Consider the following 24,680-nt stretch of genomic DNA (forward strand, 5'->3'; position numbering starts at 1 on the left):
ATAGACGCTTCGTCCAATCCGAGACTGATTTCCATGCGCTTCGCTCGCCCCGCCCTGCTGGTTACCGCCTTGCTTACCGCGATGAGTGCCTCCGCCGCGCCCAAGCCGGCCACTCCCCTGACCGCACAGTCGAATGCCGAATGGCTGCGCAAGCTGCCGTTCTCGGACCGGGCCGACTATGAAGATGCGAAGCGCGGGCTGGTGGCGCGCTTTCCCGAACGCACGATCAAGGCAGCAGATGGCAGCGTCGCATGGGATTTCGACGCCTATGCCTTCGAATCCGCCGCCGATTCGCCAAGCACAGTCAATCCCAGCCTCTGGCGGCTGGCGCAACTGAATAACGAAGCAGGTCTGTTCAAGGTGACGGACCGTGTCTATCAGATCCGCGGCAACGACCTTGCCAACATGAACATCATCGAAGGCGACACGGGACTGATCGTCATCGACACGCTGCTGACCGCCGAGACGGCCCGCGCCGCGCTTGATCTCTACTATGCGCACCGTCCGCGCAAGCCCATCGTCGCGGTGATCTATACCCACAGCCACGCCGATCACTTCGGCGGCGTGCGCGGCATCGTCAGCGATGCCGATGTCAAATCGGGCAAGGTTGCGATCATTGCGCCGCACGGCTTCATGGATGAAGCGGTCAGCGAGAACGTGCTGGCCGGTACGGCCATGAGCCGCCGCGCGCAGTACATGTACGGCACCAACCTGCCGAAGCGTGCCACCGGCCAGGTGGATACCGGTCTGGGGAAGGCGCTGGCGCGCGGCACCATGACGCTGCTGGCGCCCACGTCGCTGGTGGAGAAACCGATCGAGACGCGCCGCATCGACGGCGTGGACATCGAGTTTCAGCTGACACCGGGCACCGAGGCGCCGGCAGAGATGAACATCTACCTGCCGCAGTTCCGCACGCTGTGCATCGCGGAGAACGCCGTGCGCACCCAGCACAACCTGCTGACGCTGCGTGGCGCACAGGTGCGCGACGCCAAGGGCTGGTCGTACTTCCTGGCGCAGTCGCTGCTGCGCTACGGCGACCGCACCGATGTGCTGATCGGCCAGCACCATTGGCCAACCTGGGGCCGTGCAAATATCGTCGAGTTGCTGTCCGACCAGCGCGACATGTACGCGTATCTGAACGATCAGACATTGCGGTTGATGAATCTCGGCTACTCGCCCCTTGAGATCGCGGATCAACTGAAGACCCTGCCGCAGCCGCTCGCCAGCAAGTGGTATGCGCGGGACTACTACGGCTCGGTGAGCCACAACGTCCGCGCCGTGTATCAGCGCTACCTGGGCTTCTACGATGGCAACCCGGCGCACCTGAACCCGCTGCCGCCCGAATCCGCCGCGAAGAAGACCATCGAGTGGATGGGCGGTGCCGATGCCGTGCTGGGCAAGCTGCGCGATGCCTTCGCGCGCGGCGAGTACCGCTGGGTGGCGCAGATCGGCAACGAACTTGTGTTTGCCGATCCATCGAACGAGGCCGCGCGCGCGCTGCAGGCCGATGCGCTCGAACAGCTCGGCTACCAGAGCGAGAACGCCACGTGGCGCAACATCTATCTGAGCGGCGCGCAGGAACTGCGCGACGGCGTGCGCAAGTCCACGCAAGGTGCCACAAGTTCGTCCGATCTGGTGCGCGCACTGACGGTGCAGAACTTCTTCGATTTCCTCGCCGTCCGGCTCAATGCGGACAAGGCCGCCGGTAAGACGATGACGCTGAACTGGCAATTCACGGATCTGGGCCAGCGCTATGCGATGACGCTGCGCAACAGCGCCCTGACCTATGTGTCCGAAGCCCAGCACACGCAGCCTACCGCCACGGTCACGCTGACCAAGGCCACGCTCGATCAGATCAGCCTGAAGCAACTGACGCTGCCGCAGGCCATCCAGTCGGGCGCAATCCGGATCGACGGCAACCCGCAGGCCGTGGCAGGCTTGTTCGGCATGCTCGACACGTTCGACAGCAGCTTCAACCTGGTGACGCCGCACGGCTATCAGAAATAAGAACAGCGGGAGGAGACAGAACTCATGCGCGAGACAACGTTCGACTACATCGTCATCGGCGCCGGTTCGGCGGGCTGCGCGCTGGCGGGCCGGTTGGCTGACCAACCCGGCCAGACCGTGGCCTTGCTCGAAACCGGGCCGCACGATCATCATCCCAGTGTCTGGACGCCGCTGGCCATTGCCCGCACCGTTCCCAATGCCGGACCGCGCAACTATGGCCTGCGCACCGTGCCGCAGGCGGGACTCAACGGCCGGCCTTCGTACCAGCCGCGCGGGCGCGGGCTGGGCGGTAGTTCCTCGATCAACGCGATGCTCTACGTGCGTGGGCATCGCAGCGACTACGACCGCTGGGCCGAACTGGGGGCGGAAGGCTGGGGCTATGACGCAGTGCTGCCCTACTTCCGCCGCAGCGAATGCAACCAGCGCAACGCGGGGCGCGACGATGCCTGGCACGGCGGCAGCGGACCGCTGCACGTGAGCGACTTGCGCACGCCGAATCCATTTTCGCGCCGCTTCGTGCAGGCTGCCGCGCAGGCCGGGCTGCCGCTCAACAACGATTTCAATGGCGCCGAACAGGAAGGCGTGGGGCTGTATCAGGCCACGCAATACAACGGCGAGCGATGGAATGCGGCGCGCGCCTATCTGCATCGTGGCAATCGTGCCGACGCCGGCTACAACGCGGGGCGCGCGAATCTCGACGTGATGGTGGATACCCAGGCGCTGCGCATCGTGTTCGAGGGCAAGCGCGCGGTGGGCGTGGAGATCGTGCGTGACGGCCTGCGGCAGACGCTGCGGGCGCGGCGCGAGGTCATCGTGAGCGCCGGTGCGTTCCATTCGCCGCAGTTGCTGATGGCCTCGGGCATCGGGCCGGGAGATCACCTACGCAGCCTCGGCATCGACGTGGTGCACGACCTGCCCGGCGTGGGCGAGAACCTGCAGGACCACCTCGATGTGATCATCGGAAAACCCGTGGCGTCGTGGCACCTGTACGGCTATTCGCTGCGCGGCGTGGCGCGCATGGCGGGAGAGGTGATGCGCTACCGCTGGCGCCGCACGGGCATGCTGGCCTCGCCGGTGGCAGAGGCTGGCGCGTTCGTCAAGACGCGTCCGGAGCTTGCCGCGCCCGACCTGCAGCTTCACTTCGCGCCAGCGCTGCTCGGCAATTCGGAAGTCTTCCGTAACGGCAAGGGCAATGGCCGGCCGGGTCACGGCTACTCGTGCCATGCCTGCGTGCTGCGCCCCGAGAGCCGGGGCACGGTGCGGCTGCAATCGGCGGACATGCGCGAGACCCCGCTGATCGATCCGCGATTCCTCTCCGCGCCATCGGACCTCGACGGCATGGTGGCGGGCGTGAAGCTGATGCGGCGCATCTTTGCGCAGGCCGCGCTGGGGGATCGATCAGGCGCCGATCCGCTTGACGCAGTGCTCGGCCCCGGAGAAGGCGACGACCAGGCGATTCGCGATTTCGTGCGCGGGAATGCCGACACGATCTATCACCCGGTGGGCACCTGCAAGATGGGGGTCGATGCGATGGCAGTGGTCGATCCGCAACTACGCGTGCACGGCGTGGCGGGACTGCGTGTGGTGGATGCATCGGTGATGCCCACGCTGATCGGCGGCAACACCAATGCGCCGACCATCATGATCGCGGAGCGGGCTGCCGACCTGCTGCGGCAGGGGTAAGCGTCAGCCGCCCGGCCAGATCAGCCCATGTAGATCTGTGCCAGCCCTTCCTTGAGCGCAGCGGAGATTTCGTCATAGCGCCGGCTGATATGGCGCGTGAGGATCGGGATGCAGCGCTCGGGGTCGCGAGCCTTGAGACCGAGCAGGATGTCGCGGTGGTCGTTCTGGCTCACGCGCCGGTCGCAGCGTTCCATGTCGATCCAACGCACGAAGCGGATGCGAGCGTTGATATTCTTGAGCACCCGGAGCATCTCCTGGTTGCCTGACATCGCCATCAGCCCCTCGTGGAAGGTCTCGTCGAGCCTGACGAGTTCTTCCACGCTGCGATCCCCCGGCTCCGGGCCGGTGCTTTCAAGGAAGGCCAGCAGCGCATCGATTTCCTCGTCCTTTGCACGCTCGATGGCCAGCCGGAGCGCCTCGGTCTCCACGATCTTGCGCATCTCGTAGAGCGAGAACACTTCCTGCGCGTCGAGGTCGCGGCAGAAGAACCCCTTGCCGGGCGAGAACCGCAGCAGTCCTTCCATGGTCAGGCGGGTCAGCGCCTCGCGCAGCGGCGTGCGGCTGACGCCCAGGGCACTGGCCAGCACGCCTTCGTTAAGGCGCTCGCCGGGCTTGAACTCATAGCCCACGCTCATCAGCTTGAGCTTGTCATACACCTGCTCGACGATGCTGTCGGTTGCCGCGGTTGCCACGTTATCGATTCCTGTATCTGGTTTTCCAGCGCTCCGGCGCCCGTCGGGCGGCCGGAGAAAGGCTGGAATATACCTGAATCCCGCCCCTGCATCCGCAGCTGTGCACCGGCCTGAATACAAATCGTGCCGGTGCAACAACCATTAATCGATATGGGCGCCGGAATCCTTGACGATGCGGGCCCACGATTTCATATCGGCCACCTGCACGCGCTTGAAATTGACGGGGCCGCCGTCCGCAATCGGCTGGATTGCCTGGCTGACCAGCCATTGCCGGAAACTGTCCTCATTGATGATCCGCAACACCGACTTGGACATGCGGCTCTGGATATCGGCAGGCAGTTTGGCCGGCCCCAGCAGCCCGTACCACGTGGTGCTCTCGAAGCCCGGCAGGTTGCAGGCTTCCGCCACAGTCGGCACATTCGGCAGCACGCTGACGCGCTGGGCCGACGTCACCGCCAGCGCCCGGACCTTGCCCGACTGGATCGCGCCCAGGCTGGGCGAACTCTGGTTGAAGAAGAAATCGACCTCGCCCGAAAGCAATGCCGTCATCGCCGGCCCCTGCCCCTTGTACGGAATGTGCATGTAGCTGGTCTTGGAGGCTGTGGCGAACTGGGTGCCGGCCAGATGGCCCGAAGCGCCGTTGCCGGTAGACGCGTAGTTCAGCTTGCCCGGCTCCTTGCGCGCCGCATTCAGCAGATCCTGGCAGGTCTTGATCTCGGGATGCTTTTCCGGATTCACCAGCAGGATATTGGGCAGCGTTCCCAATAATGCAATTCGCGAAAAATCATTCACCACATCGAATTGCAACTTCGAATATAGGGCTGGATTAATGGCGTGCGTGCCGGCCGTTCCCAACAGGAAGGTATAACCATCCGGCTTTGCCTGCGCGACCAGGCTGGAGGCGATATTCCCTCCGGCACCCGGTCGATTATCCGAAATCACCGGCACGTTGTACTCCCGGGTCAGTTCGGCACCCAGCTTCCGCGCGTAGATGTCTGTGGCGGCACCGCCAGGGAAGCCGCTGACGATGGCGATGGTGCTCTGCGGCCACGCAGCGGTGTCTTGCGCGGAGGCAGCGGCAGACCCGAGCATCAGTGGCAAGCCGAGCGGAAAAATGAGCGGGAAAGCAAGCAGGGAGGCGGGAATCGAGGCAAGTCGGTGCAACGTCATGGTAACGCTCCAAGGCAGGTGGTGGGGGGCACGGTGGAGACCGGGGCAATCGCTCCGGCCCTGCACTCCGTCCTGTATACAGACTTTAATTATTGATCTGTATTCTGTAAAGCGTTATGCTGCGCTTCACCGTTGCACCGAGAATGAATCCCTGTTCTGGGTCATCGGCACCGAATCAGCGCAAAAATCGCACACCCCGGGTACACCCGGATATCGCCGCCCTGCCAACCATTCATTGCCGAGCAGAAACAATGACTTTCACCCTTTCCGCCGTCGCTTCCCGCACTGTTTCCGAAAATCCCTCGACCGATACTGGTGCATGGCGCGCCGTATTCGTCGACGCCAATCCCACACTGTCGGAAGTGTCTTCACGCCTGCACCGGGCCGATGATCTGCCGCTGACCATCAACCGCCAGCCCAACATCACCCCCGCCGAGCTGCCCGCAGCGCTGGCCGGCGCGCCCATCGCCATCGTCGATCACACGCACCTGCCCACCGACATTGCCCGGCAGTGCGAGGGACTGAAGCACGTGGTGTTCCTGGGCACCGGCCCGCGCAGCTACATGAACCCCGAGGAGCTCGCGGACATCGGCATCACCGTGCATACGATCAAGGGCTATGGCGACACGGCCGTGGCCGAGTGCGCGTTCGGGCTGATGTGGGCAGCGGCGCGAAATTTCGGGCGCATGGATCGCGAGATGCGCGCCGGCAACTGGCTGCGTTCGGACGCGCTGCAACTGACGGGCAAGACGCTGGGCCTGGTGGGTTTCGGCGGTATCGCACAGGAACTGGCGCGGCTGGCGCGCGGCATCGGCATGCGCGTCATCGCATGGAATCGCACGCCGAAGACCCACGAGGGTGTGGAGTTTGTCGAGCTGGATACCCTGCTGGCGCAGAGCGATGTGGTCTCGCTGCACCTGCTGCTGACGGACGAAACGCGTGGCCTGATCACCGCGGAACGCATCGCATCGATGCGCGATGGCGCCATCCTCGTCAACACGGCGCGCGGTGCACTGGTGGATGAGGCCGCCATGATCGCGGCGCTGGAAAGCGGCAAGCTTGCCCATGCCGGGCTCGACGTCTTCACGGTGGAACCGATGCCCGCCGGCCACGTGCTGACCACCCTGCCCAATGTCACGCTGTCCGCCCATTCGGCATTCCGGACGCCCGAAGCCAACAACAACCTGATCGGCGCCGCGCTGGACCACTGCCGCCGCATCGTCAAGACTCAAGCCTGAACCCGCCATGACCCATACTTCCGCATCGACCGCACCCATCACGCGCCTGGACCAGAACCATCGCCGCAGCCGCGCCGTGATCGCCAACGGCATGGTCTTCCTGGCCGGTCAGGTAGCCGACGACAAGACTGGCGACATCGCCGTGCAGGCGCGCCAGGCGCTGGCCAAGGTGGACGCCCTGCTGGCCGAGGCAGGTACGGCCAAACGCCACGCGCTGACTGCGCAGATCTGGCTGGCCGACATGGCCGATTTCGACGGATTCAATGCGGTCTGGGACGCCTGGGTGGCTCCCGGCGAAACGCCCACGCGCTGCTGCGGCAAGGTGGAACTGGCCGACCCAGCCTACCGCGTCGAGATCGTCATCACTGCCCTGCTGGCATAACGAAGGGACCCAAATCATGATTTCCACGACCGATCCGCATCGCAACCGCAAGCCGCTCAATATCGGCGACGAGGAATGGGCGGTACGCGTGCAACTGGCCGCCGCGTACCGACTGGCCGCCAAGTTCAAGTTGACGGACCTGATCTACACGCACATCTCGGTGCGCGTGCCGGGCACGACCGACCAGTTCCTGATCAACCCCCACGGCTGGTTCTTCGACGAGATCACGGCCTCGGCCCTGGTCAAGATCGACACGGAAGGCCGGCCCATCGGCGACAACCGCTTCGAGGTCAACGCCGCGGGCTTCACGATCCATAGCGCCCTGCACCAGAGCCGTCACGATGTGGAGTGCGTGGTCCACCTGCACACCGATGCGGGCATGGCCGTTGCCGCGCTGGAATGCGGACTGCTGCCGCTGAACCAGATCAGCATGCAGTTCTACAACCGCGTGAACTATCACGATTACGAGGGGATTTCACTGGATCTCGACGAGCGCTCGCGCATCGTGGCGTCGATGCGCGATGCCAACTACCTGGTCCTGCGCAACCATGGCCTGCTGACCACGGGACGCTCGGTAGCCGAGGCGTTCACGCGCATGTTCTACCTGAACCGTGCCTGCGAGATCCAGGTGCAGACGCTGTCGATGGGCCAGAAGGTCACGATCCCTTCACCCGAAGTCTGCGAGCACGCGGCAAAGCAGCACGATGACTACGCCTATCTCGACACGGTCCACCTGGACCGCGAATGGACAGCGTTGCTGCGGCTGCTGGACCGGGATGGCGGCGACTATCGCTGCTGATCCGGCGTGGCGACGGCAAGGGCGGCCCCGGCACGATGCACGTGTCGGGGCCGCCCTGCGGCAGGCTACGAACGTCAGGCCGTCTCGATGGTCGGCTCGCAGTCGACCGGGAAGTTGAACGAATTGGCGATGTAGCACTTGTCGTGCGCATCATGATGCAGGCGCGTCGCCAGTGCCACGTCGTCGCCTGCACGGATCACCACGCGCGGGTAGAGCACGATGCCGGTGAACGCGCCGCGTTCGCCTTCGCGCATGGTGCCGTGCGCCTCGTCCTCGTAGGACAGCACGACGATGCCGGCTTCCGCGCAGAGATGCAGATACCAGAGCTTGTGGCAGGCCGATGCGGAGGCCACCAGCAGGTCTTCGGGGTTCCAGCGCGCGGGATCGCCAAGGAAAGCGGGATCGGACGAACCGTCGATCGGCGGCTTGGCACCAGCCCGGATCACATAGTCACGACGATAGCTGCGGTATGAAGAGGTGCCCGAGCCGGTGTTGCCGGTCCACTGCACGTTGACACGGTAGTGATGTTCGCGGTTTGCCACGATGGTTTCCTGGTCTGCCTGGGTGGGAGACCGCCATCATAGCCGGGCGAGAATGCCTCCGGACATCGCATCGATGGCGCGCGACGCCACGTCCTGAACCATATTGCCAGGCAGCACATCGCCGAGCGGCGTGGCAAGCATCAGGGCGCCGGTCAAGGCACCGCCGATGGTGCCGGCAATCGCGCCGGTCAGCAGATAGCGGCGGCTGGTTTCCAGGAATGTGGACTTGGTCGTTGCGCAGAGACTCATGCCTGCTCCTCACGAGGAATCGATGGACGTTTCAGTCGGGCTTGAAACCGCCCGAAGACGGCCCCGACAACAGGGAAACATCGTATCCGCCGCGCCGCTTCCTGACTGCTGTACATGAGGAAGAGCCACCCCAACCGCCTGCGTATCCACCCCTATCCTTTCGGATAGGGTGGGCTTACCAAGAGGCGTGCCCCGCACAAGTTCTGTGCGGGAAGCGTCTTTGGCTGGCGCCTCAGATATGCGTGAAGACCGCTTCCTTCGGCAGGCGCGATTTCGGCAGTCCGGCGTTGAAGTCCTTCTCGCTGCGATAGCCCAGCGAGACCAGCACCACGCTGGTGAGGCCGCGTTCGCGCAGCTTCAGCGACTCGTCGAGTGCGGCAGCATCGAAGCCTTCCATCGGCGTGGCATCGATGCCGAGCATGCCCGCGCCCAGCAGCAACCCGCCCAGTGCGAGGTAGACCTGCTTCTCCATCCACTGCGGTACGTCGCGCAGCGCGTAGCGGTGCAGGTCCACATAGCCGCGGCGGCTCTTGTCCTGGCCGGCACGCGCGGCGTCGTCCTTGAAGCGGCCATCAGCGGCCTCTTGCGCCAGTACCGCATTCAGGTGCGCTTCATCGAGGTCGGCACGCATGCACAGCGCAATCACGTGCGAGGCATCGGTGACCTTCGGATGGTTGTAGGCAAAGCCACCCGTCGTGGCCTTCGCGATCTGCTCGCGGCCTTCCGGCGTCGATGCCACCACGAAATGCCACGGCTGCGAATTCACCGAGGACGGGCTGAAATGCAGCCAGTTCAGCAGTTTGTCCACCTGCTCCTGCGGCAGGCTGCGGCCACCTTCGTAAGCCTTGACGGTATGGCGGGAAAGTACGGCGTCGTTGAAGTCCATGGATCGTCCTGTCTGGATGGAAACTAAAAAAGCGGGAGATTACCGGATTGGCGCGGCGGCTCAGAAGCCTTCGAGCACGATCTTGCCGCGAGCGCGGCTGCTTTCGATCAATGCATGGGCGCGTCGCAGGTTCTCGGCGTTGATCGTGCCGAAGTGCTCGCCGATGGTGGTGCGCAGCACGCCCTCGTCCACCAGCGCAGCCACGCGATTCAGGATCTCGTGCTGGCGCACCATGTCGGGCGTCTCGAACAGCGAGCGCGTGAACATCAGTTCCCAATGCAGCGAGGCGGCCTTGCGCTTGAGCGGCACCACATCGAGCGTCTTCGGATCGTCGATCACGCCAAGCCGGCCTTGCGGGGCCAGCGCCTCGACGATCTGCGGATAGTGGTCGTCGGTATGGGTCAGGCTGGCCACGTATTCCACTTGTGGCGCGCCAATCGCACGCAGCCCTTCGAGCAATGGCCGGGTGTGGTCGATCACGTCATGCGCGCCAAGTTCGCGGATCCATGCTTCGGTCTCGGGACGCGAGGCCGTGCCGATCACGCGCAGCTTGGTCAGCTTGCGCGCAAGCTGCGTCAGGATCGATCCCACGCCACCGGCCGCACCGACGATCAGCAGCGAGGCCCCCTCGCCGCCGCCTTCCGGCACGCCGAGGCGATCGAACAACAGTTCCCAGGCGGTAAGCGATGTCAGCGGCAGCGCGGCGGCATCGGCATCCGACAGCGTCGTCGGTTTGCGTCCGGCGATCCGCTCATCGACCAGCCCATACTCGGCATAGGCTCCGGGGCGCGTGATCGAACCGGCGTAGTAGACGGTGTCGCCGGGCTGGAACAGTGTGACATCAGGACCGATGGCTTCCACGATACCCACGGCATCCCAGCCGAGGATGCGCGGGGTATCGGTGGGAGAACCGGCACGAACCTTGGTGTCCACCGGGTTCACGGAAATGGCCTGGATCTTCACGAGCAAGTCGCGCAAACCGGGCTCGGGCCGGGCAATCTCGGCTTCGTAAAGCGATTTGGGATCTGCAATGGGCAGGCCGTGCTGGCTGTAGACAATGGCTTTCATTGAAATTCTCCGGGCCGGGTAGATGGGATGCGAGGCATGGACAGCATCTTCGCCACTGCGGAGTTATTTAAAAACTGGGAGAATTTGGCAGGACTTTCTCTTCTGGCGTGAAAATGATCCGACTCGAAGACTTGCAGCTTTTCGTGCGCACCGCCGCGCTGGGCAGTTTTTCCAATGCGGCGCGCGAGGCTGATCTGCTGCCTGGGCAGGTCAGTGCAGCCATCCAGCGGCTGGAGAAGGAACTCGATATCCGGCTGTTCGCGCGCTCCACGCGCAGCCTGCGGCTGACTGCCGAGGGCGAGCAGTACCTGCCTTATGCCGATGAAGTGCTATCCACGCTGAGAGAAGGCCGCGACCGCCTGCATGGCGAGCAGAAGGCGCTGCAGGGCACGCTCAAGATCGCCGCGCCCTCTGACCTTGGCCGCAATGTCCTGTTGCCGATGCTCACGGCGTTCCGCGAGGCGCATCCGAAGCTGGTGCTGCGGTTGTCGGTCTCCGACCAGGTGACCGATGTGTTCCGCGATCCCGTGGACATCGCCATCCGCTATGGCGTGAATGAGGGCGCCACCTACGTGGCGTTGCCGCTGGCCGAGCACAACCGGCGCGTGCTGGTGGCGTCGCCCGAGTATCTGCAACGGCATGGCCGGCCTGCTGCGCTGGACGACCTGCTGATGCACCAGTGCCTGCCATTCGTGCTGGGTGGCCGCGTCTACGACCGATGGACGTTTCCGGCCGCCGGCATGCGCCGGCAGATCACGGTCAAAGGTGTGCTGCTATGCGACGACGCGGAAATTGCGCGCCGCTGGGCCATCGATGGACGGGGCGTCGCCTACAAATCGTGGATCGATGTCTGCGACGACGTGGAACAGGGCCGGCTGGAACTCCTGCTGCCGGACCAGCCCGGAGAGCCGGTGCCGCTGAACCTGATCTGCCCGCACCGGCGGCAGTTCTCGCCCGCCGTGCGCTACCTGCACGCGGCGCTGCGCGAGCGGTTGCAGGCCATCAGCAACCGGCTCGCGGTGCATACGCGTTATCAAGGCGTCTGAACATTACTGACCGACCTTCTCCCAGCCCACGACCTGCCACTTGAACCGCGACGATTCGCCGATTTCCGAGGTATAGGTCATCTGCATCTTGCCGCCCTTCGCATAGATATCGAGGCGCGGCGCGTTCGGCAGGTCCAGCCACAGCGAATCGTTGTGGAACGACCACGTGCCGCACCACACGCAACGGTCCCCTGTCTGGTCTCCGGGCTGATGGAAGTTGAAACGGCCATCCGCGTCGATCTCCAGGTAGTCGAAGGCCCGATAGAAACTCAATAGCGTCCGCTGCCCGGTGTACGCGGCGGCCGTCTGCTCCGGCGTGGCGGGAGCACCGAGATCGGATGGCGGACGCACCGTTGCGCCGTAGATTTTCCACTTGCCGATGAAATCGGCCTTGGCGGGCAGATACTCCGCTGCTGCGGCTGTGGCCGGGTTGGCCTGCGCCGGTGCGGCATTGCCGAACGTGGCTGCCACGGCGAATGTGGCGGCAATGAGAGGAAGCGTGAAGGTCTTGATTGGCATAACGGAGGAGACGGCCTGGCGCCCGAGCGAATCGCCCCGGCCCACGGAAAGCCCCGCAGCCTAACGCTGATTCGCCAAAACCAAAGCGCCGAAGAGCCGTGATAAATATGGCGCTTTCGCCATATTGTAGCGTAGACGTGGTGCATAAAGATAACTATGATGCACACGCATGGTGCGTTGCCAGCCAATGCGTGACGCCCTGCCCGGACGGCCCGCCGTCCGCTCGTAGCAAAGGCGTCACAAGGCGCCATCACATCAGGAAGCAGCAATGAAAGCGAAGTCCCTCCGCACCCTGGCCGCGGCCGTTCTGGCCGTCGCCAGCACCGCGCACGCCGCCACCAAGCCGACGCCCGAGGCGGTCACGGACCTGTTCCTCCGTACCCTCGTTCTCTCGGACCCTGCAGCCATGCAGTCGCTTAACGACTACACGCGCCCGGTGCGCAAGGCCAACAAGGCCGATGGCGACTTCATCAACATCCCGGACACGGTGCAGGCCGACAAGGACTACGCCAAGGATCTGGCGCCGGTGATGCTGGAGCAGGTGAAGCTCTCCGACAAAGACAAGGCTGCGCTCGTGCCGGCAGTGGAAAAGCTGATGCAAAGCGTGCGCGATGCGCAGAAGCGTTCGGTATGCACGGTCGGCAAGTCCGAGCCGATCACGCAAGACGTACCGAAGAGCATGCTGGCCGTCAGCGTGGCGTTCGAATGCAAGGTGGTAAGCCCGCCGGAGAAGATCTCGGGCTTCCTGCAGCGCGCCTCGAAGAGCAGCTGGAACACCGCGCAATACCGCGAAGCCATCGACAAGCTGCGCGTGGGCTATGAGAACGCCCCGTTGACGCAAGCGTGGCAAGGCGCCCTGCCGCTGACCGCCGAAAAGAAGAACGGCGTGTGGCAGAACATCTTCCCGCGTGAGTCGATCGACGTCGCCGAAGTGCTGTTCTGATTTGCCAGTGGCCGCCGGGGGCCATGCGGCAACGTGCCGCGCCCCGGCGAGATCATGCGCGACACCGATCGTGCGGAACAGCCATCACCAGACACGCAAGTTTCCGGTCCTGCGCGTGGCATCACGCGGCGCATAGCTGGGATTTCGTCTCGCTGACGCAGCACCGTCCGGCATGGGACATCGTGGTGTGGCTGCTGTCGATCGTGGGCCTTGTGATGTCGGTCAGCGGTGTCGTGGTGGGCTGGCGCAGACTGCGCCGCTGAAAGACCATGCGCGGCGCGCCGCGTTCCACAGTGCGGCGTCGTGTCACATAGGCCGCCTGTCAGCGCATTCATACAATGCCTGCTCTCACATGAACGTGCCCGCACCACGCGCGGCACGCAATGCCGCAGGCCAATGATCGTTATCCGAAAAACTGCTATCGCCGCCGCCGTGGCGATGCTCGGCGTTCCCGCTTTCAGTCCCGCCTATGCTCAAGGCACGGAAGCCCCGGTGCATGAGCTGACGCCCGTCACGGTGACCGCCGCCACGGCGCCCACCGTGCTGCAGGAACCTGCCTCGGTCGGCTCCAACCTCGGTCTCACGCCGATGCAGACACCCGCCAGCGTGGATGTCATCACGCGCGAACAGATCGAGGAGCGCGGGGACGCATCGGTGGTCGATGCTGTCAGCCGCGCGCCCGGCCTGTCGAACCTCGGCCACCCGGGCAACGGCGGCTCCGCGCTCTCTGCGCGCGGCTTCACGGATGCGTCGTCGGTGATGCGCCTGTACGACGGCACGCGCCAGTACGGCGGCATCGGCGTGACCTTCCCATTCGATACCTGGTCCGTGGAACGCATTGAAGTGCTACGCGGCCCGGCCTCGGTCATCTATGGCGAAGGCGCCATCGGCGGCGTGGTCAACGTGGTGCCGAAGAAGCCTACGCGCGGCCCCATCGAGAACGAGATCCAGGCGACGGTGGGCAGCAACAACACGCAGAGGCTGGGCATCGGCAGCGGCGGCGCGATCAACGAAGAATGGTCGTACCGGCTGGACGTCAGCGGCAACCGCTCGGACGGCTGGGTCGATTTCGGCAACTCGCGCGACCTCACGCTCTCGGGCGCGCTGCAATGGGATCCCACGCCCGAGCTGAGCCTGAAACTCAGTTACGCCAAGGGATGGCAGGAACCCGAGCGGTACTTCGGCGTGCCGCTCGTCAACGGCCAGCAGGACGACAGCCTGCGTCGCAAGAACTACAACGTGGCCGACAGCCAGATCAAGTTCGACGACCAGTGGACGGAGCTCGCGGCCAAGTGGACGCCCAGCGGCAACCTCACCGTGCAGTCGCGGCTCTACTACATCGACAGCAAACGACACTGGCGCAACGCCGAGTACTACAACTACCTGCCCGCCAGCGGATTGATCGAGCGCTCCAGCTATACCGAAATCCTGCACGACCAGTGGCAGGTGGGCAACACCACCAGCGCCACGTACCGCCACGACGTGGCCGGCATGAAGAACACGATCTCGGCCGGCTTCGACGTCAACCGCGCATCGTTCCGCCACACCAACAACTCGCCCTACTCGGGCACGTCCACGGTAGACCCCTATGCGTTCGACCGCGGCACGTTCATCAACGTGGCGGGCACGGCGCCGAAGTACAACAACGAGGCCACGCAATATGCGTTCTTCGCCGAAGACCGGCTGGAGATCACGCCGAAATGGTCGGTGCTGGCCGGCCTGCGCTACGACCATGCCGATATCCGGCGCCATGACCTGGTGACGAACCAGCAGGCATACGACAAGAGCTTCTCCAACGTAGGCTGGCGTGCTGGCACGGTCTACAACCTGACGCGCAACCTCGCGATCTATGCACAGTATTCCGAAGCGGCCGATCCGGTCAGCGCACTGCTGATGCTCTCGCCGGCCAACAGCAACTTCGGGCTGGCCACGGGCCGGCAGGTCGAGGCCGGGGTCAAGCAGAACTTCCTCGACAACAAGGGCGAGTGGACGTTCGCCGCGTACCACATCGTCAAGAAGAACCTGGTCACGCGCGACGTGCTGAACCCCTCGCTCAGCGTGCAGGTGGGCGAGCAGTCCACCAAGGGCATCGAGGCCACGGTGGGCGTGGAGTTCCTGCCGGGCTGGCGTGTCGATGCCAACGCGGCGCTGCTGCAGGCGCGCTATGACGACTTCACGGAATCGGTGGGCGGCACCCCCGTCTCGCGCGCGGGCAACGTGCCTACCGACGTGCCGGAACGCCTGGCCAATGTCTGGCTGACCTGGCGCTTCCTGCCGGGCTGGACGGCCGGCACCGGTATCCGCTACGTGGGCCGCCGCTTCGCGGATCGCGCCAACACGCTGGAGATGCCGGGCTACACCACCACCGACGTGCTGCTGCAATGGCGCCCCCGCCGCGACACCACGCTGTCACTGCGCGGCTTCAACATCTTCGACCGCCAGTACGCCACCACGGCGTACTACAACCCCACGCAATGGCTGCAAGGCACGGGCCGGCGCTTCGAGGTGACGGTGAACTACAAGTTCTAGGGTTTGGGCGTCCCAGCTACACGTCGGGTTGCCGCCCGGGCAAACCGGCGTTTACTATCTCTTCGCGGGTCAGATCCGGCTCCTGCCAACAACGTTGACACCTCAACCACGAGGTGATTACCCATCACAGGAAACCAGGCGATGAGAAAGGCCACCAAGAAGAAGTACCTGAAAGCACTGAACCAGAGCCTGCGCGAGGAAGCTGGCAAGGAGTTCGGCGCGACTTTCGTGTTTCATCCCGTTGGCGCCAAGCCGAAGGACGCCACCGGCGTGACGGCGAGCGGTGAGGCAGACGCGGCGATGCTGGAAGTCATGGACCGCGTCCAGGCCCGCGTGTCGGCGGCGTTCGACAAACCGTCCGCATCGGCGTGACAGCGGGGCAACGACGCCCGTCCGTCGAGCCGCTGCTTCCGGCGGGCACCAAACCCTCCAGCCCCACCGGCGAGTTTCCCACCTTCGAGACCTCCGATTTCGCGGGCGACGGATCGTTCTATTTCGATCTCGTGAAACTGGAGGATCGGGACGATATTCCGCGCGGCTTCCTGCACCGGCACAACTACTACCACCTGCTCTGGATGACCCGGGCCAGCGGTACGCACATGCTGGACTTCGCGCATTTCGATGTGCGCGACCACTCGGTCTTCTTTCTGTCGCCGGGGCAGGTCCATGCATGGATGTCGTCGGTCAAGCCCTACGGCTACGTGCTGAACTTCAGCACGGACTTCTTCGCCCGGATGTTTCCGCGTGCGGACGACGTGGCCAGGTTTCCGTTCTTCCACCCCACGCGCGGCAATAGCGCCCTGTATCTCTCGCAGGCCGAGCATGACAGCATGCTGCCGCTGCTCGACGAGATGGACCGCGAGGCGCGCGATCGGCAACCCGGCTTTACCGATGTGGTGCAGGCCTGCCTGCTGATTCTGCTCACACGCCTGCGCCGCCTGATTCCCGACGACGATCACGCCACCGATATCGGACCGCACCAGGCATTGACGCGGCGCTTCACCGTGCTGGTGGAAACGCACTACCTGCGCTTCGATACCATCGGCCAGTACGCCGAGGCGCTCAGCGTGAGCGAGCGCCAATTGAACGATGCGGTCAAGCGAACCGTGGCGCGCACGGCCAGCCAGGTGGTGCAGGAGCGCGTGGTGCTGGAAGCCAAGCGCTGGCTCAGCAATACCGAAACGGGCATCGCCGAGATTGCCTTCCGCCTGAATATCGAGGACCCCGCCTATTTCGCCCGCTTCTTCAAGAAGCAGACCGGCCTGACACCGGGCGATTTCCGCAAGAAATATTGCCGCCCGCTGGAGTGATCTGGACTGACGCGCAAAAAAGTCCAATACAACGTCTGATCCGTCCTAACGCCGCTGCCACGCGATTGCGTACAGTCTGTGCTCATGGTGCAGCCGAACGCCGGGGATCACGCCCGCATCGGCATGTCATAAGAAAACCAGAGGCACAGGAGACAGACATGTTCAAAGCAACCGCCCGGTTGCGGGGCCTTGCCGTGGCCGCCGCATTGGCGATCACGACCTTCAACGCCATGGCGGACTATCCGGATCGCCCCTTGCGCATCATCGTGCCGTTCGCCGCTGGCGGCGCCACCGATGTGATCGCGCGCACCGTGGCACAGGCCATGTCCGCCCGGCTCGGCCAGTCAGTCGTGGTGGAAAACAAGGCCGGCGCCAACGGTAATATCGGCGCCGTTGCGGCTGCGCGTTCGGATGCCGATGGCTATACGCTGCTGATGGCCACGTCGAGCCACGCCATCAACGCCTCGCTCTATCAAAAGCTCAACTACAGTCTCACGAAGGACTTCGTGGGCCTGTCCAACCTGGCCTCGGTCCCGCTGCTGCTGGTGGTCAACCCCTCGGTACCGGTCAAGTCCGCCAGCGAACTCGCCGCCTATGCGAAGAAGAATGCAGGCAGCGTCAACTATGCATCGGGCGGCACCGGCACCGCATCCCACCTGGCCGGCGAGCAGTTCAGCACGCTGGCGGGCGCCAAGATGACACACGTCGCCTACAAGGGCGGCTCGCAGGCGCTCAATGACGTGATGGGCGGTCAGGTCCAGGTCATGTTCGCCAACCTGCCCGAGGTGCTCTCGCAGGTGCAGGGCGGCAAGCTCAAGGCACTGGCCGTGACCGGCAACAAGCGCCACGCCGCGCTGCCGGACGTACCAGCCTTCTCGGAGACGCCGTTCCCCAACATGACCGCGCGCTCGTGGTTCGGCCTGTTCGCACCGGCTGGCACGCCACCGGCGGCCGTGGAGAAACTCTCCCACGCCATCGTCCAGAGCGTGGCGGACCCCGCCGTCAAGGATCGACTCAAAGGTCTTGGCGCCGACCCCGTGGGCGACGACCAGGCAGCATTCCAGAAGTACGTGAACCAGGAAGTGACGCGCTGGGCCGTGCTTGTCAAACAGTCCGGCGCCACCGTCGACTGAATTTACTGAATGACTTTTAATCCGAGGTAACCCATGCTGTTCGACGTCCGCACCTACACCTGCCATCCCGGCACGATCAAGAAACACCTGGCGCTGTACGCCGAACATGGGTTCGCGGTCCAGAGCCAGCACCTTGGCAAGCCGCTGGCTTACCTGCAGACCGAGACCGGCAACGTCAACAGCTACATGCACATCTGGGTCTATGACAGCGCCGCCGATCGCGAAGCCAAGCGCCAGGCGCTGCAGAAGGACCCGGCCTGGGCAACTTACCTGAAGATGAGCGCCGAAGCGGGCTACCTGATCAGCCAGGAGAACAAGTTGATGACGCCGGTGTCGTTCTTCCAGCCGTAAATACCGGCATTCACCCGCATCACCCGTAGTCCTGAAGGGGAGAGCATCGCGCTCTCCCCTTTTTTCATTGCTGTGCCCCGCGTCCGCGACCGTGTAAACTCCCCCCTTTTTTTCATCCTGCCGACATGACGCAAGTGCCACAGCGCACGGGTTTCAGCGGCCCGAAACTGCTCCGCCTGTTGGCGCGCCTGACCGACGCCGGAACCTCCGGCGCCGCGCCATCGCTGTCCGCCGTGATGAGCCGGTGGCTGGGCTGGACCGACGCCATTGCGCTGTCAACCGCCCTGTCGACCCCGCCGGGCAGCCATTCGGCCGATGTGCCGTCCCGCGCACCGGTGCGCGGAAATGCCAGCGTGAACCTGGACGCCGCCGGCACACACGTGCGCAACATGCTGACCGTGGCGATTACCGGACAAGGCGCCTCGTCAGACAGCCGTCGCCGCATGCCGGCGCGTCAGATTGCGCCCGATCCGGTCGACGTGGATTTCGCCGTCCATCGCCAGCGCTACATCACGCTGCAAATGCAGATGGAGCGCGAGATTGCTGGCCTGCGCGCGCGACTGCGCACGGCGCTGGCATCGAAATCGCCGCAGGCTGCAAGGCTGGCGATGCTGGATTCGGTCATGGAACAGGTGCTCGGCGCACGCGAACAGGCCGTGCTGGCTGCCGTGCCCGGCATGTTGGAACCACATTTCACGAGGCTGCGCGGCGCGGAAGGCGCGTGGCTGAACGTGTTTCGCTCGGATATGCAGAGCGTGCTGCTGGCAGAGCTGGAGATCCGCTTCCAGCCCGTGGATGCGTTGCTCGCCGCCCTGCGCGAAAACTGATCGACTGACGATTGGAAAGATATGAACAGACACCTCACACCACTCGTCGCACCCGTAGTCTTTCTGGCCGGTCTGGCCGTCGTGGGCTGGGTCGGCTTCGGCTATGCCGGAACGAATGCGCTGGCGCTGGCCGTCACGCTGCTGATCGGCGGGTTCTACGTCGGCGGCGCGCTGGAACTGCACCGCTATCGGCAGGCCACGCCCACGCTGACCGCCGCGCTGGCCGACCTTGCCGCGCCGCCGGCCAGCCTTGGCGCGTGGCTGGACCGCCTGCATCCGAGCCTGCGCAACGCCGTGCGCCTGCGCGTGGAGGGCGAGCGCGTGGCGCTGCCCGGGCCGTCGATGACACCGTACCTCGTGGGCCTGCTCGTGCTGCTCGGTATGCTCGGCACGTTCCTCGGCATGGTGGGCACGCTGCGCACCACCGGCGTGGCGCTGGAGAGTGCCTCCGACCTGCAGGCCATCCGCGCCTCGCTGGCGGCCCCTGTGAAGAGCCTTGGCTTTGCGTTCGGCACATCGGTGGCAGGCGTGGCCACCTCGGCCATGCTGGGCTTGCTCTCGACGCTTGCCCGCCGCGAGCGCGTGCAGGCAGCCCAGCGGCTGGATGAGCGTATCGCCACCACGCTGCGCGTGCATTCCCGCCATCACCAGAACGAGACGGTCTTCGCGCTGCTGCAACGACAGGCCGAACTGATGCCCGCACTCGTGGATCGGCTCGATACCATGGCCGTGGCGATGACCCGACAGAGCGAAGCACTCGGCGAGCGCCTGTCGGCCAGCCAGGACGCCTTCCATGCGCGTACCGACCTCGCCTATGCGCAGCTCGCCGATACCGTGGGGCAATCGTTGAAGGAAGGCATCGCCGACAGCGCGCGTGCGGCCAGCGCAGCGATTCAGCCTGCCGTGGACACCACAATGGCGGGTCTCGCGCGCGAAGCCACCACCTTGCGCGATACCGTGCGCGATACGCTGCATGAATCGATTCAGGTGACGCTGATGCAAACCGTTCAGCAGCATCTCGACGGTGTCTCCAAACGTTTCGACACCACCACAACCACCGTTGCCGAGACCCTGCGCAGCGCACTGGCCGATCAGCGGCAAGCCAACACGGCGTTGACCTCCGAACTGCGCACTTCGCTCGATGGCTTTACGGAGACTTTCTCGCAGCGCTCTGCAGCACTGGTCGATGGCATCGGTACACGTCTTGATGCGGCAACCACACGTGCAGCGCAGACGTGGGACACCGCCCTGTCGCGCCTCGAACAAACGGGCGAAGCACTCGCCAGCGCCAACCGCGAGGCCATGACCGAAGCCTCCACGGTCTTCGCGCAACACACGGCAGGTATCGCCGATACGGTCAGCCAAGGGCACGCGAATCTGCAATCGCAACTGGCCGCGCAGGAAACTGCACGCCAGACGGCCCTCGCCACGCGCGACGAACAACGCCTCACCGCCTGGCACGAAACGCTCGCTGCCATGGCCGCCACGATGCGCGAGCAATGGCAGCAGGCCAGCACGCAATCGGCCGATCACCAGCGCGAGATCCGCGACGCCCTCACCCAGACCGCCGCCGATATTGCCACGCACACGCAGCAGCAAGCCAGCGGCACCATTGCCGAGGTCGCGCGTCTTGCGCAGATTGCCACCGAGGCGCCGAAGGCCGCCGCCGATGTCATCGCCGAACTGCGCCAGAAACTCACTGACGGCATGGCGCGTGACAACGTCATGCTGGAGGAACGTGGTCGCCTGCTGGAGACTCTCGGCACCCTGCTCGACGCCGTGAACCACGCTTCCACCGAACAACGCACCGTTGTTGACGGACTCGTCACCACCACCGCCGACCTGCTGGAACGCGTGGGCACGCGCTTCACCGAACAGGTGGCGCAGGAGACGGGCAAGCTCGATGACATCGCCGCGCAGGTCACCGGCAGTGCGGTAGAGGTGGCGAGCCTGGGCGAGGCATTCGGCGCAGCCGTGCAACAGTTCAGCGCATCGAACGACAAACTCGCGGAGCACCTGATCCGTATCGAAGGCGCGCTCGACAAGTCGATGGCGCGTAGCGACGAACAACTGGCTTACTACGTGGCGCAAGCGCGTGAAGTGGTGGATCTCAGCATGCTGTCGCAGAAGCAGATCCTGGAGAACCTGCAGCAGTTCTCCGCGCAGCAGGCTGGCGCGGAGGCAGCATGACGGACGATTTCGATGCTGGCGTAGAGCCGACCGTTCCGGTCTGGGCTGTGTTCGGTGACCTGATGTCGGTCATGCTGGGCGCCTTCGTCCTGGTGCTGCTGGGTGTCATCGGCGTGCAGATGGAGCTGTCAGCGCGCCTGGAAAACGAGGTCAAGCATCGGCAGGAAGAACTGAAACGGCGCCAGACGCTGGAAGAGGCGCTTGCCGGACCGCTGTCGGCTGGCCGCGTCACGCTCAAGGATGGCCGCATCGGCATCAGCGGCAACGTGCTCTTTGCGCTGAACTCGGACCAGTTGCAGCCGGAAGGCCGCACCCTGCTCAAGAGCCTGGCCGAGCCGCTATCGGCCTATCTTGGCGCACGCGACGAAATCCTGATGGTGAGCGGCTTCACCGACGATCAGCAGGTGCGCGAAGGCAACCGTCGCTTTGCCGATAACCTCGAGCTGTCGGCCCAGCGCGCACTCACCGTGACCCGTGCGCTGATCGATGCAGGCGTGCCCGCTTCCTCGATCTTCTCGGCGGCATTCGGCGCGCAGCAGCCGGTGGCATCGAACGCCACCGAAGAGAGCCGCGCGAAGAATCGTCGCGTGGAAATCGCGCCGGTGCCGAGAGTGTCGGGTGATGCGAAACCCCATGCATAGCGAAGCCGCAAGCGATCACGACACCCTGCTCGACGACTGGCGCAACACCGGCGCCGATCGTTTGGACCCGGTACGTTCTCGCCTGATCGAGGCGATGGCGAGACGCGCACGCGACCACAACGGCGAAACGGGACGGCTGCTGCAATCGCGTATCGCGCAATTGGTTGCCGAGTATCGTGAAGCATTGACGCGCGCCTCGACCGAGACATCGCCAACCGAATCCCCCACGCCATCATCCCCCGCACTCGCCGACCTCGCAGCGCTCACGAGACGACTCGGTGCGCGCACGCATGCGATGGCAGTACCCGCCGCCACCGCATCGCATCGCTTGCACGCCACAGAGCCTGCACTGGCCGACTACTTCCGCGACACGTTTGCACGCGTCAGTGTAGACCGCCAGTTGCGCGAATCACAGGCCGTCGTACCGGAAAACGCAGGACCGCTGAACACGAACCAACTCGTGCATCGCGCGCTCTCGCTGATGCAGGAAGTCTCGCCCGGCTATCTGGAGCAGTTCCTGTCGTACGTGGATGCCCTGGCATGGCTGGAAGGTATGCACACGATCTCGCTCGTGCCCGAGAAGAGGACGCGTGCGAAGGCGGGCAAGGCGCCGAGCGCGTAGGAAACTGCGCGCGGTGGATGAAGGCCGTGGACGGCGTTGGTGTACACATAGCGACGCGTCGCGCATACAAAGCGGAACGCCCGTAGTAATATGCTCGGCATTGCATCCTGTGTCCTTCCCCACCCACATGCCAGAAGAAAAGAAGAGCCTGTCCGAAACCATCCGCACCGCCATCGAGCAGGACATTCTCTCGGGCAAGCTGCCCAGCGGCACGCAGTTGGAAGAACAACAGCTTCTGGCACGTTTCAATGTCTCGCGCACGCCCGTGCGCGAGGCGCTGATCCAGTTGGAGTCTGCTGGGCTGGTCGATCTGGTGCCGCGCCAGGGCGCAATCGTCAAGTCGATCTCGTTGCGCGAGTACGTTGCCATGAGCGAGATCCTCGTGCAACTCGAAGCCCTCGCGGCGAGGCTCGCTGCGCGGCGTATGTCTGCGGCGCAGCGTCAACAGATGCAGGATGCCTACGAAGCCTGCAAGCGCGCGGCGGAAACTGCGGATTCGGATGCGTATCGCACCGCGAACGACCTGTTTCATCGCGTGATCTACGAAGCCAGTTGCAACGACATCCTGTCGCGCCAGATCCGCACGATGCGCGCACGCATGCGCGGCATGCGCGATCTGCGTTTCCAGAAGCCTGCGCGTATCCTGGCATCGCTTGAGGAACACGGACACGTGATGCGCGCCATTCTCGAAGGCAGCGAAGAGGCGGCAGGCGACGCGATGATCCGGCACATCGCCACGGGCGGCGACGTCTATGCGGACATGATCGCCTCGATGCCCGCCGAGGCCGACACGCGCAAGCGCACACGCGGCTCCTCCGATACCGAGTAAATCCGTGCAGCTCAGTTGAGCTTCACGCCAGCCTGAACGAGCCGCTCCAGCGCGTTCTTGCCATCGGCGGCGGCCCATTTGCCGAACTCTGACGGCGATGGGGACAACGACACCTCGCTGCCATTGCCAGCCAGCTTCGCGCGGATCTGCGGATCTGCCATCACCTTCGTCGTCGCGGCAAAGATCCGGTCCCGGATCGCCGGAGGCAAACCCGCAGGGCCATAGAGCCCGAACCAGAACGTGAAGTTGAAACCGGGCAAGCCCGACTCCGCCAGCGACGGCAATCCGGGCGCCACCTCCGACGGCTTGGGCGTGGTCACGCCAATCATCTTGATCATGCCTTGCGTGCCCATCGGCAGGACCGAGGCCGCAGTGCCAAACGACAACTGAACCTCTCCTGCAGCAACCGCTTGCAGCGCCGGCGCGCCGCCCTTGTATGGCACGTGCGTCATCGGCACGCCGGTGGCCCTCTCGAACTGCAAGCCTGCCACGTGGGGAGATCCACCGATGCCCGACGACGAATAGTTGAACGCGCCGGGCTTGGTGCGCGCCTTGGCAATGAGTCCCTTCAGGTCCGAGACCCCAAGGTTGCGATTGACCGCGAGGATCAGCGGCGAAACCGTCAGTCTCGTGATGGGCGTGAAGGCATCGCTCTTGTAGCGGGCGTTAAAGAGATGCTGGTCGATGCCATACAACGTGGCGGTCGCCAGGCCAAGCGTATAGCCGTCCGGCGCGGCGCCTGCCAGCGCCACAGAGGCCAGCGTACTGCTGGCGCCCGGCTTGTTCTCCACGACGATGGGCTGCCCCAGTTCCTTCGTTAGCGCCTCGCCCAACACGCGTGCCACCACATCCGCCGCGCCTGCGGGCGTATAGCCGACCAGCAGCCGGATCGGCCGGTTCGGGTAGTCATCGGCACGCGCGGCAAGCGGCGCCATCCCTGCGGCGATGCTGGCCGATACCACCAGCGCAGCGCGCATCTTCAACAGTCTTCTTGTCATGTGTTGTTGCCTCCTCGGTTCGCGGA

At 64.6% G+C, this 24,680-nt stretch carries 26 protein-coding genes; 17 read left to right on the forward strand and 9 right to left on the reverse strand.

Annotated elements, in window-relative coordinates; genetic code table 11:
- Positions 1-33: 33 nt before the first annotated feature.
- Positions 34-2,007 carry an alkyl/aryl-sulfatase gene (locus GA566_RS09705; RefSeq protein ID WP_160472622.1) on the forward strand — a complete coding sequence of 658 codons (1,974 nt, stop codon included), beginning with the start codon at positions 34-36 and terminating at the stop codon, positions 2,005-2,007.
- A 24-nt stretch (positions 2,008-2,031) separates the two neighbouring features.
- Positions 2,032-3,690, forward strand: coding sequence for a GMC family oxidoreductase (locus GA566_RS09710; protein WP_137926066.1), 1,659 nt, complete (start codon positions 2,032-2,034; stop codon positions 3,688-3,690).
- A 20-nt stretch (positions 3,691-3,710) separates the two neighbouring features.
- On the opposite strand, the gene GA566_RS09715 is transcribed toward GA566_RS09710, so the two are convergent.
- Together GA566_RS09715 and GA566_RS09720 are read right to left on the reverse strand one after the other, a co-directional pair.
- The gene (locus GA566_RS09715; RefSeq protein ID WP_160472623.1) at positions 3,711-4,382 is read right to left on the reverse strand and encodes a GntR family transcriptional regulator; all 672 of its coding nucleotides are present in this window, start codon (positions 4,380-4,382) and stop codon (positions 3,711-3,713) included.
- Positions 4,383-4,523: 141 nt separating this feature from the next.
- Positions 4,524-5,552: a tripartite tricarboxylate transporter substrate binding protein gene (locus GA566_RS09720; protein ID WP_237380118.1), complete on the reverse strand. Its 1,029-nt coding sequence runs from the start codon at positions 5,550-5,552 to the stop codon at positions 4,524-4,526.
- A gap of 251 nt (positions 5,553-5,803) precedes the next feature.
- Between GA566_RS09720 and GA566_RS09725 the strand changes: the two genes are divergently transcribed.
- From GA566_RS09725 to GA566_RS09735, 3 genes are read left to right on the forward strand one after another with little or no spacing between them, the layout of a single operon-like run.
- The gene (locus GA566_RS09725) at positions 5,804-6,790 is read left to right on the forward strand and encodes an NAD(P)-dependent oxidoreductase (RefSeq protein ID WP_160472624.1); all 987 of its coding nucleotides are present in this window, start codon (positions 5,804-5,806) and stop codon (positions 6,788-6,790) included.
- Positions 6,791-6,797: 7 nt separating this feature from the next.
- Positions 6,798-7,172 (forward strand): RidA family protein, encoded by a 375-nt coding sequence (locus GA566_RS09730; RefSeq protein ID WP_137926069.1) that lies wholly within the window; start codon positions 6,798-6,800, stop codon positions 7,170-7,172.
- Positions 7,173-7,188: 16 nt separating this feature from the next.
- Positions 7,189-7,971 (forward strand): class II aldolase/adducin family protein, encoded by a 783-nt coding sequence (locus GA566_RS09735; RefSeq protein WP_160472625.1) that lies wholly within the window; start codon positions 7,189-7,191, stop codon positions 7,969-7,971.
- Between the two features lie 74 nt (positions 7,972-8,045).
- Here the strand turns inward: GA566_RS09735 and GA566_RS09740 are convergent, their stop codons facing one another.
- The 4 genes from GA566_RS09740 to GA566_RS09755 form a co-directional block, all read right to left on the reverse strand.
- Entirely contained in the window at positions 8,046-8,513 is a 468-nt protein-coding gene (locus GA566_RS09740; protein WP_160472626.1) for an OsmC family protein, read from the reverse strand.
- 36 nt (positions 8,514-8,549) lie between these two features.
- Positions 8,550-8,762, reverse strand: coding sequence for a hypothetical protein (locus tag GA566_RS09745; protein ID WP_137926072.1), 213 nt, complete (start codon positions 8,760-8,762; stop codon positions 8,550-8,552).
- A gap of 232 nt (positions 8,763-8,994) precedes the next feature.
- Positions 8,995-9,648, reverse strand: a complete 654-nt coding sequence (nfsB, locus tag GA566_RS09750) for an oxygen-insensitive NAD(P)H nitroreductase (protein WP_137926073.1) — start codon at positions 9,646-9,648, stop codon at positions 8,995-8,997.
- Between the two features lie 60 nt (positions 9,649-9,708).
- A complete protein-coding gene (locus tag GA566_RS09755; RefSeq protein ID WP_160472627.1) occupies positions 9,709-10,716 on the reverse strand; it encodes a zinc-binding alcohol dehydrogenase family protein in 1,008 nt (335 codons plus the stop codon).
- Positions 10,717-10,829: 113 nt separating this feature from the next.
- On the opposite strand from GA566_RS09755, the gene GA566_RS09760 reads away from it, so the two are divergent.
- A complete protein-coding gene (locus GA566_RS09760; RefSeq protein ID WP_160472628.1) occupies positions 10,830-11,762 on the forward strand; it encodes a LysR family transcriptional regulator in 933 nt (310 codons plus the stop codon).
- A gap of 3 nt (positions 11,763-11,765) precedes the next feature.
- Here the strand turns inward: GA566_RS09760 and GA566_RS09765 are convergent, their stop codons facing one another.
- Complete coding sequence (locus tag GA566_RS09765; protein ID WP_160472629.1) at positions 11,766-12,281, reverse strand: hypothetical protein; 516 nt, start codon at positions 12,279-12,281, stop codon at positions 11,766-11,768.
- 268 nt (positions 12,282-12,549) lie between these two features.
- On the opposite strand from GA566_RS09765, the gene GA566_RS09770 reads away from it, so the two are divergent.
- Entirely contained in the window at positions 12,550-13,224 is a 675-nt protein-coding gene (locus tag GA566_RS09770; RefSeq protein ID WP_160472630.1) for a hypothetical protein, read from the forward strand.
- A 121-nt stretch (positions 13,225-13,345) separates the two neighbouring features.
- On the opposite strand, the gene GA566_RS09775 is transcribed toward GA566_RS09770, so the two are convergent.
- The gene (locus tag GA566_RS09775) at positions 13,346-13,534 is read right to left on the reverse strand and encodes a hypothetical protein (protein ID WP_160472631.1); all 189 of its coding nucleotides are present in this window, start codon (positions 13,532-13,534) and stop codon (positions 13,346-13,348) included.
- Between the two features lie 86 nt (positions 13,535-13,620).
- Here GA566_RS09775 and GA566_RS09780 point away from each other — a divergent pair, with 86 nt between their 5' ends.
- From GA566_RS09780 to GA566_RS09825, 10 genes are all read left to right on the forward strand, one after another.
- On the forward strand, positions 13,621-15,753 hold the full coding sequence (locus tag GA566_RS09780) for a TonB-dependent siderophore receptor (protein ID WP_237380120.1): 2,133 nt from the start codon (positions 13,621-13,623) through the stop codon (positions 15,751-15,753).
- Between the two features lie 141 nt (positions 15,754-15,894).
- Positions 15,895-16,125, forward strand: coding sequence for a hypothetical protein (locus GA566_RS09785; protein ID WP_160472632.1), 231 nt, complete (start codon positions 15,895-15,897; stop codon positions 16,123-16,125).
- Positions 16,122-17,063 (forward strand): helix-turn-helix domain-containing protein, encoded by a 942-nt coding sequence (locus GA566_RS09790; RefSeq protein WP_346812409.1) that lies wholly within the window; start codon positions 16,122-16,124, stop codon positions 17,061-17,063. Before GA566_RS09785 ends, GA566_RS09790 begins: the two co-directional genes overlap by 4 nt.
- Before the next feature lie 158 nt (positions 17,064-17,221).
- Entirely contained in the window at positions 17,222-18,196 is a 975-nt protein-coding gene (locus GA566_RS09795; protein WP_137926080.1) for a tripartite tricarboxylate transporter substrate binding protein, read from the forward strand.
- Positions 18,197-18,229: 33 nt separating this feature from the next.
- Positions 18,230-18,547, forward strand: a complete 318-nt coding sequence (locus tag GA566_RS09800; RefSeq protein WP_137926081.1) for an NIPSNAP family protein — start codon at positions 18,230-18,232, stop codon at positions 18,545-18,547.
- A 125-nt stretch (positions 18,548-18,672) separates the two neighbouring features.
- Positions 18,673-19,374, forward strand: a complete 702-nt coding sequence (locus GA566_RS09805; protein WP_160472633.1) for a DUF3348 domain-containing protein — start codon at positions 18,673-18,675, stop codon at positions 19,372-19,374.
- 21 nt (positions 19,375-19,395) lie between these two features.
- Entirely contained in the window at positions 19,396-21,564 is a 2,169-nt protein-coding gene (locus GA566_RS09810; protein ID WP_160472634.1) for a DUF802 domain-containing protein, read from the forward strand.
- Complete coding sequence (locus GA566_RS09815) at positions 21,561-22,205, forward strand: OmpA family protein (RefSeq protein WP_160472635.1); 645 nt, start codon at positions 21,561-21,563, stop codon at positions 22,203-22,205. Before GA566_RS09810 ends, GA566_RS09815 begins: the two co-directional genes overlap by 4 nt.
- A complete protein-coding gene (locus GA566_RS09820) occupies positions 22,198-22,827 on the forward strand; it encodes a DUF2894 domain-containing protein (protein ID WP_160472636.1) in 630 nt (209 codons plus the stop codon). Before GA566_RS09815 ends, GA566_RS09820 begins: the two co-directional genes overlap by 8 nt.
- A gap of 127 nt (positions 22,828-22,954) precedes the next feature.
- Positions 22,955-23,656, forward strand: a complete 702-nt coding sequence (locus GA566_RS09825; protein ID WP_160472637.1) for a GntR family transcriptional regulator — start codon at positions 22,955-22,957, stop codon at positions 23,654-23,656.
- 11 nt (positions 23,657-23,667) lie between these two features.
- On the opposite strand, the gene GA566_RS09830 is transcribed toward GA566_RS09825, so the two are convergent.
- A complete protein-coding gene (locus GA566_RS09830) occupies positions 23,668-24,654 on the reverse strand; it encodes a tripartite tricarboxylate transporter substrate binding protein (protein WP_237380122.1) in 987 nt (328 codons plus the stop codon).
- Positions 24,655-24,680: the final 26 nt, after the last annotated feature.

Origin of the sequence: Cupriavidus sp. SW-Y-13 (assembly GCF_009793345.1) — a bacterium.
Classification (GTDB): domain Bacteria; phylum Pseudomonadota; class Gammaproteobacteria; order Burkholderiales; family Burkholderiaceae; genus Cupriavidus.

Coding starts and splice junctions, on each gene's coding strand:
- GA566_RS09705 (WP_160472622.1), top strand. CDS start 34: ATGCGCTTCGCTCGCCCCGCCCTGCTGGTTACCGCCTTGCTTACCGCG.
- GA566_RS09710 (WP_137926066.1), top strand. CDS start 2,032: ATGCGCGAGACAACGTTCGACTACATCGTCATCGGCGCCGGTTCGGCG.
- GA566_RS09720 (WP_237380118.1), bottom strand. CDS start 5,552: ATGACGTTGCACCGACTTGCCTCGATTCCCGCCTCCCTGCTTGCTTTC.
- GA566_RS09725 (WP_160472624.1), top strand. CDS start 5,804: ATGACTTTCACCCTTTCCGCCGTCGCTTCCCGCACTGTTTCCGAAAAT.
- GA566_RS09730 (WP_137926069.1), top strand. CDS start 6,798: ATGACCCATACTTCCGCATCGACCGCACCCATCACGCGCCTGGACCAG.
- GA566_RS09735 (WP_160472625.1), top strand. CDS start 7,189: ATGATTTCCACGACCGATCCGCATCGCAACCGCAAGCCGCTCAATATC.
- GA566_RS09745 (WP_137926072.1), bottom strand. CDS start 8,762: ATGAGTCTCTGCGCAACGACCAAGTCCACATTCCTGGAAACCAGCCGC.
- nfsB (WP_137926073.1), bottom strand. CDS start 9,648: ATGGACTTCAACGACGCCGTACTTTCCCGCCATACCGTCAAGGCTTAC.
- GA566_RS09755 (WP_160472627.1), bottom strand. CDS start 10,716: ATGAAAGCCATTGTCTACAGCCAGCACGGCCTGCCCATTGCAGATCCC.
- GA566_RS09760 (WP_160472628.1), top strand. CDS start 10,830: ATGATCCGACTCGAAGACTTGCAGCTTTTCGTGCGCACCGCCGCGCTG.
- GA566_RS09765 (WP_160472629.1), bottom strand. CDS start 12,281: ATGCCAATCAAGACCTTCACGCTTCCTCTCATTGCCGCCACATTCGCC.
- GA566_RS09770 (WP_160472630.1), top strand. CDS start 12,550: ATGAAAGCGAAGTCCCTCCGCACCCTGGCCGCGGCCGTTCTGGCCGTC.
- GA566_RS09780 (WP_237380120.1), top strand. CDS start 13,621: ATGATCGTTATCCGAAAAACTGCTATCGCCGCCGCCGTGGCGATGCTC.
- GA566_RS09785 (WP_160472632.1), top strand. CDS start 15,895: ATGAGAAAGGCCACCAAGAAGAAGTACCTGAAAGCACTGAACCAGAGC.
- GA566_RS09795 (WP_137926080.1), top strand. CDS start 17,222: ATGTTCAAAGCAACCGCCCGGTTGCGGGGCCTTGCCGTGGCCGCCGCA.
- GA566_RS09800 (WP_137926081.1), top strand. CDS start 18,230: ATGCTGTTCGACGTCCGCACCTACACCTGCCATCCCGGCACGATCAAG.
- GA566_RS09805 (WP_160472633.1), top strand. CDS start 18,673: ATGACGCAAGTGCCACAGCGCACGGGTTTCAGCGGCCCGAAACTGCTC.
- GA566_RS09810 (WP_160472634.1), top strand. CDS start 19,396: ATGAACAGACACCTCACACCACTCGTCGCACCCGTAGTCTTTCTGGCC.
- GA566_RS09815 (WP_160472635.1), top strand. CDS start 21,561: ATGACGGACGATTTCGATGCTGGCGTAGAGCCGACCGTTCCGGTCTGG.
- GA566_RS09820 (WP_160472636.1), top strand. CDS start 22,198: ATGCATAGCGAAGCCGCAAGCGATCACGACACCCTGCTCGACGACTGG.
- GA566_RS09825 (WP_160472637.1), top strand. CDS start 22,955: ATGCCAGAAGAAAAGAAGAGCCTGTCCGAAACCATCCGCACCGCCATC.
- GA566_RS09830 (WP_237380122.1), bottom strand. CDS start 24,654: ATGACAAGAAGACTGTTGAAGATGCGCGCTGCGCTGGTGGTATCGGCC.